The sequence below is a fragment of the Thalassobacter sp. genome (assembly GCF_982993085.1).
Window position 1 is genome coordinate 38,545 of the sequence record NZ_CEZFMW010000010.1, and the last position, 12,695, is coordinate 51,239.

At 57.4% G+C, this 12,695-nt stretch carries 12 protein-coding genes and 1 pseudogene; 4 read left to right on the plus strand and 9 right to left on the minus strand.

The window, feature by feature from the left end:
- The first annotated feature begins 102 nt into the window (after positions 1-102).
- Positions 103-3,600: a DNA polymerase III subunit alpha gene (gene dnaE / locus AC4GMC_RS03195; RefSeq protein WP_488047515.1), complete on the plus strand. Its 3,498-nt coding sequence runs from the start codon at positions 103-105 to the stop codon at positions 3,598-3,600.
- Positions 3,601-3,609: 9 nt separating this feature from the next.
- Here dnaE and AC4GMC_RS03200 read toward each other — a convergent pair whose 3' ends face one another.
- Positions 3,610-4,077 (minus strand): Lrp/AsnC family transcriptional regulator, encoded by a 468-nt coding sequence (locus AC4GMC_RS03200; protein ID WP_487878542.1) that lies wholly within the window; start codon positions 4,075-4,077, stop codon positions 3,610-3,612.
- Between the two features lie 147 nt (positions 4,078-4,224).
- Here AC4GMC_RS03200 and ald point away from each other — a divergent pair, with 147 nt between their 5' ends.
- A complete protein-coding gene (gene ald, locus AC4GMC_RS03205; RefSeq protein WP_487878541.1) occupies positions 4,225-5,343 on the plus strand; it encodes an alanine dehydrogenase in 1,119 nt (372 codons plus the stop codon).
- Positions 5,344-5,398: 55 nt separating this feature from the next.
- Here the strand turns inward: ald and mscL are convergent, their stop codons facing one another.
- Positions 5,399-5,833: a large conductance mechanosensitive channel protein MscL gene (mscL, locus tag AC4GMC_RS03210; RefSeq protein WP_487879168.1), complete on the minus strand. Its 435-nt coding sequence runs from the start codon at positions 5,831-5,833 to the stop codon at positions 5,399-5,401.
- 151 nt (positions 5,834-5,984) lie between these two features.
- On the opposite strand from mscL, the gene AC4GMC_RS03215 reads away from it, so the two are divergent.
- The gene (locus AC4GMC_RS03215; protein ID WP_487878531.1) at positions 5,985-6,674 is read left to right on the plus strand and encodes a glutathione S-transferase family protein; all 690 of its coding nucleotides are present in this window, start codon (positions 5,985-5,987) and stop codon (positions 6,672-6,674) included.
- A 6-nt stretch (positions 6,675-6,680) separates the two neighbouring features.
- Here AC4GMC_RS03215 and AC4GMC_RS03220 read toward each other — a convergent pair whose 3' ends face one another.
- The 4 genes from AC4GMC_RS03220 to pheS form a co-directional block, all read right to left on the minus strand.
- The gene (locus AC4GMC_RS03220; RefSeq protein WP_487878530.1) at positions 6,681-7,130 is read right to left on the minus strand and encodes a YtoQ family protein; all 450 of its coding nucleotides are present in this window, start codon (positions 7,128-7,130) and stop codon (positions 6,681-6,683) included.
- A gap of 74 nt (positions 7,131-7,204) precedes the next feature.
- Positions 7,205-9,598, minus strand: coding sequence for a phenylalanine--tRNA ligase subunit beta (gene pheT, locus AC4GMC_RS03225; protein WP_487879167.1), 2,394 nt, complete (start codon positions 9,596-9,598; stop codon positions 7,205-7,207).
- Positions 9,599-9,728: 130 nt separating this feature from the next.
- Entirely contained in the window at positions 9,729-9,935 is a 207-nt protein-coding gene (locus AC4GMC_RS03230; RefSeq protein ID WP_487878612.1) for a phenylalanyl-tRNA synthetase subunit beta, read from the minus strand.
- Positions 9,936-9,991: 56 nt separating this feature from the next.
- On the minus strand, positions 9,992-11,065 hold the full coding sequence (gene pheS, locus AC4GMC_RS03235) for a phenylalanine--tRNA ligase subunit alpha (protein WP_487878611.1): 1,074 nt from the start codon (positions 11,063-11,065) through the stop codon (positions 9,992-9,994).
- Positions 11,066-11,292: 227 nt separating this feature from the next.
- On the opposite strand from pheS, the gene AC4GMC_RS03240 reads away from it, so the two are divergent.
- Complete coding sequence (locus AC4GMC_RS03240; RefSeq protein ID WP_487878610.1) at positions 11,293-11,538, plus strand: TFIIB-type zinc ribbon-containing protein; 246 nt, start codon at positions 11,293-11,295, stop codon at positions 11,536-11,538.
- Positions 11,539-11,709: 171 nt separating this feature from the next.
- Here the strand turns inward: AC4GMC_RS03240 and AC4GMC_RS03245 are convergent, their stop codons facing one another.
- The 3 genes and pseudogenes from AC4GMC_RS03245 to rplT all read right to left on the minus strand — a co-directional run bounded on the left by AC4GMC_RS03245 (position 11,710) and on the right by rplT (position 12,666).
- Positions 11,710-11,850 carry a hypothetical protein gene (locus AC4GMC_RS03245; protein WP_487880498.1) on the minus strand — a complete coding sequence of 47 codons (141 nt, stop codon included), beginning with the start codon at positions 11,848-11,850 and terminating at the stop codon, positions 11,710-11,712.
- A gap of 57 nt (positions 11,851-11,907) precedes the next feature.
- Positions 11,908-12,135: pseudogene (locus AC4GMC_RS03250) on the minus strand (BLUF domain-containing protein); the annotation flags it as partial.
- A 168-nt stretch (positions 12,136-12,303) separates the two neighbouring features.
- Complete coding sequence (gene rplT / locus AC4GMC_RS03255; protein ID WP_038004340.1) at positions 12,304-12,666, minus strand: 50S ribosomal protein L20; 363 nt, start codon at positions 12,664-12,666, stop codon at positions 12,304-12,306.
- Positions 12,667-12,695: the final 29 nt, after the last annotated feature.

Here is a 12,695-nt window from a genome sequence, read left to right on the forward strand (position 1 = left end):
TAGAGAGCGCGGGAGGAACTACCCACAGGAAAGCGGGGGTTTGAGCTTCATGCAAGTGCTTTCACGCTTTTCCAAGGGGCGCGCCCTACATATGGTGGTGGCATGGCACAGAAACCGCGATTCATTCACCTGCGTTTGCACACGGAATACTCTCTTTTGGAAGGGGCCGTTCGGCTGAAGAAGCTGCCGGGCCTGTGTGAGATGGCCGAGATGCCTGCCGTGGCGATCACTGATACGAACAACATGTTCGCCGCACTTGAGGCCTCCGAGGGGCTGAGCAAGGCGGGTGTGCAGCCGATTATCGGCTGTCAGTTCGATGTGATGTATGACCCCGCCGAGCCGGGCCAGAAGCCGCGCAACCCTGCGCCGATGGTTTTGCTGGCGCAGTCCGAATTGGGTTATGAAAACCTGATGAAGCTGAACTCATGCCTGTACCTTGAGCGGCCCGAGATGCTGCCGCAGGTGACGGTGGATGAGTTGGAGAAATTCGCCGCTGGGGTGATTTGTTTGACGGGCGGGCCGGATGGGGCCTTGGGGCGGCTGATTGGCGGAGGGCAAATCCCCAAGGCCGAGGCGCTACTGACGCGCCTTAAGGCCGCGTTTGGCACACGTTTGTATGTTGAATTGCAACGACACGGCGGCGTCCACCCAACCGAGGCAGAGACGGTTGAACTGGCCTATGCACACGACCTGCCGCTGGTCGCAACCAACGATGTCTACTTCCCCAAAACCGAGATGTATGAGGCCCATGACGCGCTGATCTGTATCTCGGAAGGGGCGTATGTCGATCAGCAGGCGAACCGCCGCAGGCTAACGGCCGAGCATTACTTCAAATCGCAGTCCGAGATGGTCACGTTGTTTGCGGACCTACCCGAAGCGATTGAAAACACCCTGGAGATCGCCAAGCGGTGCGCCTTCAAATCCTACAAGCGCGACCCGATCTTGCCCAAGTTTGCCGATGATGAGGTCGCCGAACTGCGCCGGATGGCCAATGAGGGTCTACAAAAACGGCTTGCGGTGATCCCGCATGCCGCCACGCTTGAGGAATACCAAGCGCGGCTCGACTTTGAGTTGGGCATCATCGAGGGCATGGGGTTTCCGGGCTATTTCCTGATCGTTGCCGACTTTATCCAATGGGGCAAAGATCAAGGCATCGCCGTGGGGCCGGGCCGGGGGTCGGGCGCGGGGTCACTCGTGGCTTATGCACTGACGATCACCGACCTTGATCCGCTGCGGTATTCCCTACTGTTTGAGCGGTTCTTGAACCCTGAGCGGGTATCGATGCCCGACTTCGACATCGACTTTTGCATGGATCGCCGCGAGGAGGTGATCCAATACGTGCAAGAGAAGTATGGCCGCGACAAAGTAGGCCAGATCATCACCTTTGGTGCGCTTTTGTCCAAGGCCGCGGTGCGTGATGTGGGCCGTGTTCTTCAGATGCCTTATGGTCAGGTGGATCGCCTGTCCAAGATGATCCCGGTGGAGGGTGTAAAACCCGTATCCATTGAAAAGGCGCTGGCTGATGAGCCGCGCCTGCGCGAAGCCGCCCGGGACGAGGAAGTCGTGGCGCGCCTGCTGAACTACGGCCAACAGGTTGAGGGGCTGTTGCGGAACGCATCGACCCACGCCGCTGGTGTCGTGATTGGGGACCGCCCGCTGGACGCGCTGGTTCCGCTCTATAAAGATCCGCGTTCGGACATGCCCGCCACCCAATTCAACATGAAATGGGTGGAACAGGCCGGGCTGGTGAAGTTCGACTTTCTGGGTCTAAAGACCCTGACCGTTATCGAAAACGCGATTGAGATCATCCATGCGCAAGGGCGTGAAATCCACCTGAGCGCGGATGGGACCGAGCTATATGTGCCCGCACCTGGCACCGAGGGCGACATCAACGCGATCCCCTTAGATGATGAGGCCAGCTACAAGCTGTATTCCGACGCCCGCACGGTCGCCGTGTTTCAGGTGGAATCGAGCGGCATGATGGACGCGCTGCGGCGCATGAAACCCGACTGCATCGAGGACATCATCGCGCTTGTGGCGCTGTATCGGCCCGGCCCGATGGAGAACATTCCCAAGTTCTGTGAGGTCAAGAACGGCAAAAGCGAACGCGACAAGCTGCACCCATCGATCGACCACATCCTTGATGAGACGCAGGGCATCATCGTTTATCAGGAACAGGTGATGCAGATCGCGCAGGAAATGGCCGGCTACAGCCTTGGCGGCGCCGACCTGTTGCGCCGCGCGATGGGTAAAAAGATCCAAGAAGCGATGGACGCCGAGCGCCCCAAGTTCCTTGAAGGGTCTGCCAAGAATGGCGTCGACAAGGCCAAGGCTCTTGAGGTTTGGCACCTGCTCGATAAGTTCGCCAACTACGGCTTTAACAAATCGCACGCGGCCGCCTATGCGGTTGTCAGCTATCAAACCGCGTGGCTGAAGGCGAACCACCCGGTTGAGTTCATGGCCGGCGTCATGAACTGCGATATCCACCTGACGGACAAGTTGTCAGTTTACGCCGAAGAAGTCCGCAAGCCCAGCGAACGTGGCGGGTTGGGCCTGACGATTGTGCCCCCGTGTGTGAATCGCTCGGATGCGCGGTTTTCCTCCCGGGAGGGGCACCTGATCTATGGGTTGGGCGCGCTAAAAAACGTCGGCGTGGACGCGATGGAGCTTGTCGTGAAGGGGCGCGATGACAAACCCTTTGCCACGCTTTATGACTTTGCCCGCCGTGTAGACCTTAAGCGGGTGGGTAAACGCCCGCTTGAGATGCTCGCGCGGGCTGGTGCGTTTGATGAAATCGACAGCAACCGCGCCCGCGTTTTGGCCAATCTGGATGGGCTGGTCGGATATTCCGCAGCGATCCATGAACAGCGCGCGTCGAACCAAGTCTCGCTCTTTGGGGAAGCCGGCGACGACCTGCCCGAACCGCGCATGCGTGAGTTGAACGATTGGCTCCCCGCGGAGCGTTTGGCCGAAGAATTCAAAGCAATTGGTTTCTACCTGTCCGGTCACCCTCTGGATGACTACATGCCCGCGCTGCGCCGCAAAGACGTCAAAACCTTGGCCGAGATCATGGACCTGACGCGCGGTGGCCCGCTGGTCGCACGAATGGCCGGTGTTGTTGCCGGCCGGCAAGAACGCAAATCCGCCAAGGGCAACCGTTTTGCGTTTATCCAGCTGAGCGACCCGACCGGTCAGTTTGAGGCGACGATGTTCTCAGACACGCTTGAGGCCTCGCGTGATCACCTTGAAACGGGCAATCGCATCACAGTTCAGGTCGAGGCGACGCTTGAAGCCGATCAGCTCAAGCTGCTCGCGCGCGGTGTGACACCCGTGGATGACGTGGTCGAGATGGGCCAAGGCCCCATGGGTTTGCGCGTTTTCGTCGATCAGACCGAGGCGGTTAGCTCTGTGGCGAACCTCTTGGAGCGGATGAAAACCGAGAGCAAAACAAAAGGGCGCGCGCCTGTGCACCTATGCCTCATGGCGCCTGACTTGCCCGGTGAGGTTGAGGTGATCCTGCCCGAACCCTTCCCCGTGTCACCCCAGATCAAAGGCGCACTAAAATCACTGCCCGGCGTGTCGATGGTTGAAGAGGTCTAGGACCGCAATTCAATCCACCGGAATTGCGGTCGTTTTGAACACCGTCTTGAGCGCAAAGCTGGACTGCAATTGCGCAACTCCCGGCAGCCGCGCAAGCGATTGACGGTGAATGCGCGCGAAATCCTCGGTGTCTTTGGCGACGACCTTTAACAGGTAATCGTAGCGCCCGGTCATCAGATGGCATTCCAGTACGTCTGGGATCAAAGCGACCTCTTTTTCGAACCGATCCAACAGCTCATCTGCCTGCCCGCTAAGGCTAATCTCAACGAACACAGTGGTTGAGCGTCCAAGTTTTCGCGCATTCGTGAGGGCGACATAATCCCGGATCACACCCGCCTTTTCCAACCGCTGAATACGCCGATGACATGCGGAGGGTGATAGATGCACAATCTCTGACAGCGCCTGCATGGAGATTCGCCCATCGCGCTGTAAACACGTTAGCAAACGGCCATCGATTGCGTCCATTTCCTCATTCATGCGAAATTGTCCTGCCAAATTGCCATATCACACAAAATTCATGCGTCGACGTACTCTGACACGCCGATCAATTCAAAGCAATTGTCTTGGGTCTCTTCTATGTTGCCCGCAGCGAGACTCAATGATGCGTTTAGGGAGATCATCACAATGCTCATCGGTTGCCCCACAGAGATCAAACCCCAAGAATTCCGCGTCGGCATGACGCCCGCTGCGGCGATGGAAGCCGTTCGTCACGGCCACGAAGTCGTGATCCAAGCCGGTGCTGGCACAGGCGCTGGCTTTGCCGATGCCGATTATGTTGCCGCTGGCGCACGCATGGCCGACACGGCCGAAGAAATCTTTGCGACGGCCGATATGATCGTAAAGGTCAAAGAACCCCAAGCGGCTGAGCGCGCGATGCTGCGCGAAGACCAACTGCTGTTCACCTATCTGCACCTCGCACCCGACCCCGAGCAGACCCACGACCTGCTGAAGTCTGGCGCGACCTGCATCGCTTATGAAACTGTCACCGACGCGCGCGGCGGCCTGCCCCTGTTGGCCCCAATGTCCGAAGTGGCTGGTCGCTTGGCCCCACAAGTCGGCGCCTACACGCTGCAAAAGGCCAACGGCGGACGTGGTGTCCTGCTGGGCGGCGTCCCCGGTGTGGGCCCTGCGAAGGTTGCTGTGATCGGCGGCGGCGTTGTGGGCACCCACGCGGCGCGTATCGCGGCTGGTATGGGCGCGGATGTCACGGTTCTGGACATGTCGCTTGACCGGATGCGGTATCTTGATGATGCGTTCGGCTCTGTGTTCCGCACGCGCTACGCGTCTTCTGGAAACACCGCCGAGCTGGTCGCAGAAGCAGACATGGTTATCGGCGCGGTTCTCGTGCCCGGCGCTGCGGCCCCCAAACTGGTGTCGCGCGCGCAGCTGTCCACCATGAAGCCGGGTGCAGCCATCGTGGATGTCGCCATCGACCAAGGCGGTTGTTTTGAAACGTCCCGCGCGACGACCCACGCCGACCCCATCTATGATGTCGACGGCATCATGCATTACTGCGTGGCCAACATGCCCGGCGCGGTTGCCCGGACGTCTACTATCGCACTGGGGAACGCCACTATGCCATTCATGATCGCCTTGGCGAACAAAGGCTGGCGCGAAGCCTGCCTTGCCGATCCGCACCTGCGTAACGGCCTGAATGTGCATGCTGGCAAACTGACCTATGCCGCAGTTGGTGAGGCGCTGAACCTCGCAAGCGTCGATCCAAGTTCGGTCCTGGCCGCTTAAAGACACAACACGACCGTAGAATAGAAAAGGCCCGCCGGATTGGCGGGCCTTTTGCTTAGCTGGCCTTTTGTTTGGCCAGGGCGTCGCGAATTTCCAACAGGACATCAACTTCCGAAGGCCCTTTGGGCTCCTCTTCTTTGACCTCAGGTTCTTCTTCAGCAGCGGCTTTCACGCGGTTTACGGTCTTCACCAACATAAACACAACAAAGGCCACGATCAGAAAATTAATCACCGCCATGATGAAATTCCCTATGGCAAAGACCGGCGCACCCGCCTCCTGTGCTGTGCTTAGGGATGCATATGTCTCTCCATCAAGCGAGTAGAACCACCCCGAGAAATCGATCCCCCCGGTAAAGAGCGCGATCAACGGATTGATCAGATCCCCGACCAATGATGTCACAATCGCGGTAAACGCGGCACCAATGATAATCCCCACCGCCATGTCCATGACGTTGCCTTTGGCAATGAATTCTTTGAATTCGTTTAGCATCTTTTCCCTATCTCTTTTGTTCACAATCTACCGGTGCCGTTCGTGTTCCCCAAACACCACCGCATACTACTCTGTCCAAAAACGCACAGGTGTCACGTCTTTTGTCCAACGAAAAAGAGCCTAGGTGTATTCGCAACCCAAGGAGACACTCATGTCATTCATAACAAATCATCCCATCAACAAGCGCTGGCCCGCTTCTGATCCTTCGAAATTGCAACTCTACTCTTTTCCCACGCCAAACGGGGTCAAAGTATCCATCGCGCTTGAAGAAATGGGCATCGCCTATGAGCCGCATCTCGTCACTCTGTCTGACAAAGACGTCAAAAGTCCTGAGTTCCTTGCGCTCAATCCCAACAACAAAATCCCAGCGATTATTGATCCTGAAACACAGATCACACTATTCGAAAGCGGTGCAATCCTGCTGTATCTATCGGATAAATCCGGACAATTCGGCGGAAACACACCTGCCGAGAAAGCCCAAGTCAAACAATGGCTCATGTTCCAAATGGGCGGCCTCGGTCCGATGTTTGGCCAGCTTGGCTACTTCAGCAAATTTGCTGGCGCTGAGATCGAAGACCCACGGCCCCGCCAGCGCTACATCGATGAAGCCAAGCGCCTCCTCGCGGTACTAGAGGCTGAGCTAAGCACGCGCGACTGGATTGCAGGAGAGTATTCCATTGCCGATATGGCGATCGCACCTTGGCTACGCGCGCTTGATTTCTACGGCGTAAAGGACACGCTTGGGTGGGACGATTACACAAACCTCGTCGCGTATCTTGAGCGATTTCTTGCCCGCCCTGCCGTGCAAGTCGGGCTGAATGTACCCGACCGCAACAGCTAGACCGAGTTAACCGGGCAGTTTTCCAGTTAACACATAGTTCAAGATTTCGACCACTTGCCGCGGTTCTTCACACACCGCAAGCGCCGCGGCATCCACCTCTTTGAGGGGGTGCTGATGCTCTGCACCATGCAGGATGATCAGTGATTTACCCAGCGCCGCAGCATAACCTGCATCGAACGCGGCGTTCCACTGCTTATACTTCTCACCAAACCGCACGACGACAACATCCGCTTCCGAAATACCTTTGCGAGTTCGGATCGCGTTCACCATCGCGCCCTTGTGATCGTGCCAATACTTGTTCGGCTCCGCGCCCAAGATCGCAACACCACAGTCGTCGCTCGCACCGTGATCCGTCACCGGGCTCTCAAACGTCACATCCAAAGCCGCGGCCCCTTCTGTGATCTGCTCGCGCCAATCGGTGTGAATTTCGCCCGACAAATAAACCTTCAATGTCATCTCAAACTTCCTCCGCTTCTTTGGTTCACAAATATCCCCGCCGGAGGCTCCTCGGCCTCAGCCAGAACCAGACGTCAGCCGCGCAGTGCGCCGCCCGTCGCCTTGGACACCTTTGCGATCACTTTCTCCGACACCGCCTCGATGTCTTTTTCCGTCAAGGTTGCATCTGTGGGCTGCAAACGCACCGTCACCGCAAGGGATTTCTTACCCTCACCCAACGCGCCACCGATGAATTCGTCAAACACGCGCACATCTTCGATCAGCGCCTTATCAGCACCGGCAGCCGCATTTACCAGCGTTAGCGCCTCAACCTCAGCATCGACCACAAACGCAAAATCACGTTCTACCGCCTGCAAATCACGCAATTCCAACGCAGGTCGCGTTGTGGATTTCGCCTTTGGGAAGGGCGGCTCGGCAAGGTACACGGTAAAGCCAACTGCCGGGCCCTTCACATCCAGCGCGTCCAGCACTTTGGGGTGAATTTCACCAAACTCGGCCATAACTTTTTTCGGGCCAAGGCACATCTTGCCCGACCGACCCGGATGCCACCACGATGGCACACCGCGCAAGATCTGTACTTTGGCAGGGGCACCAATTGCACTTAGCACAGCCTCAGCGTCCGCCTTGGCATCAAACACGTCAACGCCGCGCCGCTCTCCACGCAGGTCCTTGGGACCAGAGTGGCCGACCAAAAGCCCCGTTGCCAACACGTGCTGCTCACCCGGCTCACCGCCTTGGAACGCAGCACCGACTTCGAACAGGGCTAGATCCATATATCCGCGCGCTTGATTGCGCGCCGCAGCCTGCAACAGCCCGGGCAACAGCGCGGGGCGCAGGTGGCTCATCTCAGAACTGATCGGGTTTTCCAGCTTTGTCGCGTCAGTACCGCCCTCGAACACTTTGGCTGCATCCGCGTCGATAAAGCTGTAGGTGACACATTCATTGTAACCCAGCGCGGCAATCGTGCGTCGCGCCGCACGTTCGCGCAGCTGCATCGGCGTCAGGACCGGCTTGGGCACACCCGCCACCCGCGGCATCGGTTTTCCCACAAGTTTCGTCAGCGAGGCGATCCGCGCAACCTCTTCAACAAGGTCTGCTTCACCCCGAACATCGGGCCGCCACGACGGGACATGCGCCATGTCGCCTTCCAGCGCAAAACCAAGTGTTTCCAACGTCGCGCGTTGCGTCTCCGCAGGGATTTCCATCCTCACAAGGCTTTGTACACGGTCAGTATCAAGCTTATAGGCGCGCGCCACATCCGGCACCGCACCCGCGCTGATCACCTCAGACACTTCGCCACCTGCATGATCCACAATCATCCGAACCGCATGCTCAAGACCCTCGGCCGTAAAGGCCGGGTCGATCCCACGCTCAAACCGATAGCGCGCGTCCGAATTGATTTTGAGCGCACGGCCCGTGTAGGCAATCTGCACCGGGTCCCAATAGGCGCTTTCGACAAAAACGTTGACGGTTTCATCCGAGCAGCCCGTCGCGGCACCGCCCATGACGCCTGCAATGCTTTCGGCCGCATTGTCATCCGAAATGACCATTTGGCCAGCTTGCAGCGCGTAGGTTTTGTCGTCCAGCGCGACGATCTCTTCACCACCCGCCGCGCGGTGCACCCGTAAGTTGCCCGCGACCTTGTCCGCGTCAAACACGTGCAGTGGGCGGTTCAGATCGTAGGTAAAAAAGTTAGTCACATCCACGAGGAAATTGATCGGGCGCAGACCGATGGCGCGCAGCATATCCTGCAACCATTCGGGCGAAGGGCCGTTCTTCACACCACGGATCAAGCGACCCGTAAACAACGGACAGCCATCCCGTGTATCATCATCAATGCTTACGCTCATGTCAGCCGCAAACGCAGCAGCCACAGGGGTAACATCACGCGCGATCATCGTACCCAGGCCACGGGCCGCAAGATCACGGGCAATACCGCGCACACCCAGCGCGTCAGGGCGGTTCGGCGTAATCGCGATCTCAATGACAGGATCAACCTTGGCCGGATCATTCTCTGCCAGCCAATCAACGAACCGGTCACCAACCTCGCCGGAGGGCAGCTCGATGATGCCATCATGCTCATCGCTCAGCTCCATCTCCCGCTCGGAGGCCATCATGCCAAAGCTTTCAATCCCGCGGATTTTGCCCACGCCGATCGTGATATCGATACCGGGCACATACACACCGGGTTTAGCGACCACGACCGTGATACCCTCACGTGCGTTGGGCGCACCACAGATGATCTGCTTTAGCCCTTCGTCCGTTTCGACCTGACACACGCGCAGGCGATCCGCATCGGGATGCTTTTCGGCTGAGATCACTTTACCGATGGTAAAATCGGCCAGCTTGGCGCCGCGATCCTCAACGCCCTCCACTTCCAGTCCAAGGTCCGTGAGAGCGTAAACGATCTCATCCAGCGTGGCATTGGTGTCGAGGTGGCTTTTGAGCCACGAGAGCGTGAATTTCATGGGGCGTGCCTTATGAATTTAAGCCAAGTCGCGGCGTGCTTAGCCCATTGGCCGCACAGGGGAAAGACCTGCTGCACAAACGCGCCGCTTGAGCGGTGGAAATAGTCGGATTAATCGACCTTCGTAGCGATCAATCCCGATTTTGGTTTTGTCCTCGCTTGGCGTCGAGCCATTTGTCCACCAGCAAGATGGGCGCGAGAACAATGGTCCAACCAATGGCGTTCAGAACAGTGAAGGCGAGCTTGGTCGATGTCTCCATCCCGGACCGCCACAAAGCCACGTGCGCCAATACGATGCAAACGACCAACCCCGTGACCAACCATCCGCGCAGCTTCATGTCTCGCCCCTTGTCCTGATGCCCATAGACATAGGCGTCAGGCGGCGCGTGTCACCCTAGCGGCTTAGGCCAGCGTGCAGGCTGGGTGCATCTAGCGATGCAAAACCGTAGTTCCGCAGCCAACGCAGATCGCTATCAAAGAACGCGCGTAGGTCAGGGATGCCGTATTTCAGCATCGCAATCCGATCAATACCAACGCCAAAGGCAAAGCCCTGATAGACGCTCGGATCGATGCCACCGGCCTGTAGTACCTTGGGGTGAACCATGCCAGAGCCGAGGATTTCGAGCCAATCGTCGCCCTCGCCCACTTTTAACTGGCCACCTTCCCATGAGCACCGGATATCCACCTCGGCCGATGGTTCGGTGAAGGGGAAATGCGAAGCGCGGAAGCGCAGTTCAACATCATCCACCTCAAAGAAGGCCTTAACGAATTCCTCAAGGCACCATTTTAGGTTCGCCATCGAGATGTCTGTATCAATCGCCAAACCCTCGACCTGATGGAACATTGGCGTGTGTGTCTGATCGTAGTCCGCGCGGTATACGCGTCCAGGGCAGATCACCCGAATGGGCGCGCCCTGCTTTTCCATCGAGCGGATTTGCACCGGGCTGGTGTGGGTGCGCAGCACATGGGGTGGACGGTCATCACCTTCGGCACGTGCCATGTAGAACGTGTCCATTTCGGCGCGCGCAGGGTGGTGACCCGGAATGTTGAGCGCATCGAAATTGTACCAATCGGTTTCAACCTGTGGCCCCTCAGCCACCGAAAAACCCATGTCGGCAAAGATCGCGGTGACCTCTTCGGTCACTTGGCTAATCGGGTGGATAGAGCCACGGCGCATATGGCGCGCAGGCAATGTCACGTCCAACCATTCGCTCCGCAACCGCTCATCCAGAGCGGCATCCGCCAACGCCGCCTTTTTGGCCGCAATCGCAGAGTTGACCTCATTCTTGAGTGCGTTCAGCGCGGGCCCTGCAACCTGCCGCTCTTCGGCTGTCATCTTGCCCAGTTCACGCATCTTGAGAGCGATCTCACCCTTTTTGCCGACAGCCGCGAGGCGGATAGCCTCAAGCGCTGCTTCATCGGCGGCGGCCGCGATTTGGGTCAGGTATGTATCACGCAACTCTTGCATCAGACGTCTCCGGATTGGCTTGGAAGGGTGCTAGCGGGGATGGGCGTGGGGTGCAAGGGTTGGGGTCAAACCGCCTTCAGGATGCGCCGAGCACTGACATGCAAATGATGGTAGCAGTCACAATGATTTAGCCACCCTATCACCAGTACATTGGTTTGGCTGATGCCATTGCATGACCCAATCGAAGACCTAAATTTAGAAAGAACCAACGAGAGGATGTGAACGCTATGCAATGCCCGATAGATGGTACTCAACTAATGATGTCGGATCGCAATGGGGTCGAGATTGACTACTGCCCACAGTGTCGTGGCGTGTGGCTCGATCGTGGCGAGTTAGACAAAATCATCGAACGCAGCGTACCGGCCGCAGCCACCGCCAGCCCTTCGCCACAACGCGGCTACAATCAAAGCTATGAAGAGCGCCCCCGAAAGAAAAAGCGCGATAGCTTCTTGAGCGATATTTTTGACTTTTAGTCGCCTCATCAATGCATTTAATAGGTAGAAAGCCCCAGCACTTGTGCCGGGGCTAACGGGTTCTCAGAGACTAGCAAATGCAGATTTTGATCTACCCACCTAAGACGGCTCCATATTACGCCCTCAACAAGCCATCTGAAATGGAGGCCAGTTGCGAGAGCTGAGATGCCTTCAAGTGTCTGCCTCCCGATCCACACGCTCCGCCAAGGCTTCAAACACTTTGATAACATCGGACGATGTCGCGCGGTCCAGCACCCCATCAGATATGTCCTGTCGGGACCAAATGAGAGATTTGGCAGGATCGTGTAGCATAGCCCAATTCGCGAACATCCTGCGCGAAACGACCCGCGAGACAAGCTTGCGGGGGCTCACATGCCGATCATCGCGAAGGATGCGGGCGTAAGTTGCCTCAACCTCTGCGGTGGGGCCTTCGAGAAGCTGAAGGAAAATGTCGTGACGGCAAACCAAAGCCCCCGTCACACCATCGCGCTCGTTGCAACGGCGGGCATCGAGCAGGATGTTGCTCAGAATGGCCGCATCATACCCAAAGGGTTGGGATACATAAATTATTTGAGAAAGATCGGTGATAATCGTCACTCCTTTCGGATCGGTGCGCCGAAAACCACGAACTGAAAATCAGCTGTGAATACCGCTCCATGTATAACACTTAGGCTCGTCCCGCCCGCATGTCTTGCTCAAACTGGACAAAAGCAAAAAGCCCCCGCGTTTCCGCGAGGGCTTTTTGAAATTCAACACTAGATCGGCTTAGGCCAATGCAGCTTTCGCTTGGTCCACAACCGCACCGAAAGCGTCGGGCTCATGGACGGCAAGGTCGGCCAGAACTTTCCGGTCCACTTCGATACCGGCTTTTGCCAGACCGTTGATGAACTTGGAGTATGTCAGGCTCTCGTCGTGCGAACGCACAGCAGCGTTGATCCGCTGAATCCACAAAGCGCGGAAATTACGCTTACGATTCTTACGGTCGCGTGTGGCGTATTGATTTGCCTTGTCCACCGCTTGCGTAGCTGTGCGGAAGGCGTTCTTGCGACGGCCATAATAACCTTTAGCGGCTTTGATGACCTTCTTGTGACGGGCGTGGGTAACTTTACCAGATGTAACGCGGCTCATATCTCGAACTCCTGCTTAGCGGTCGTAGG

What these genes read in the sequence shown, in the direction of transcription:
- dnaE (WP_488047515.1), top strand. Translation starts at nt 103, where the DNA reads ATGGCACAGAAACCGCGATTCATTCACCTGCGTTTGCACACGGAATAC.
- AC4GMC_RS03200 (WP_487878542.1), bottom strand. Translation starts at nt 4,077, where the DNA reads ATGAATGAGGAAATGGACGCAATCGATGGCCGTTTGCTAACGTGTTTA.
- ald (WP_487878541.1), top strand. Translation starts at nt 4,225, where the DNA reads ATGCTCATCGGTTGCCCCACAGAGATCAAACCCCAAGAATTCCGCGTC.
- mscL (WP_487879168.1), bottom strand. Translation starts at nt 5,833, where the DNA reads ATGCTAAACGAATTCAAAGAATTCATTGCCAAAGGCAACGTCATGGAC.
- AC4GMC_RS03215 (WP_487878531.1), top strand. Translation starts at nt 5,985, where the DNA reads ATGTCATTCATAACAAATCATCCCATCAACAAGCGCTGGCCCGCTTCT.
- AC4GMC_RS03220 (WP_487878530.1), bottom strand. Translation starts at nt 7,130, where the DNA reads ATGACATTGAAGGTTTATTTGTCGGGCGAAATTCACACCGATTGGCGC.
- pheT (WP_487879167.1), bottom strand. Translation starts at nt 9,598, where the DNA reads ATGAAATTCACGCTCTCGTGGCTCAAAAGCCACCTCGACACCAATGCC.
- AC4GMC_RS03230 (WP_487878612.1), bottom strand. Translation starts at nt 9,935, where the DNA reads ATGAAGCTGCGCGGATGGTTGGTCACGGGGTTGGTCGTTTGCATCGTA.
- pheS (WP_487878611.1), bottom strand. Translation starts at nt 11,065, where the DNA reads ATGCAAGAGTTGCGTGATACATACCTGACCCAAATCGCGGCCGCCGCC.
- AC4GMC_RS03240 (WP_487878610.1), top strand. Translation starts at nt 11,293, where the DNA reads ATGCAATGCCCGATAGATGGTACTCAACTAATGATGTCGGATCGCAAT.
- AC4GMC_RS03245 (WP_487880498.1), bottom strand. Translation starts at nt 11,850, where the DNA reads ATGCTACACGATCCTGCCAAATCTCTCATTTGGTCCCGACAGGACATA.
- rplT (WP_038004340.1), bottom strand. Translation starts at nt 12,666, where the DNA reads ATGAGCCGCGTTACATCTGGTAAAGTTACCCACGCCCGTCACAAGAAG.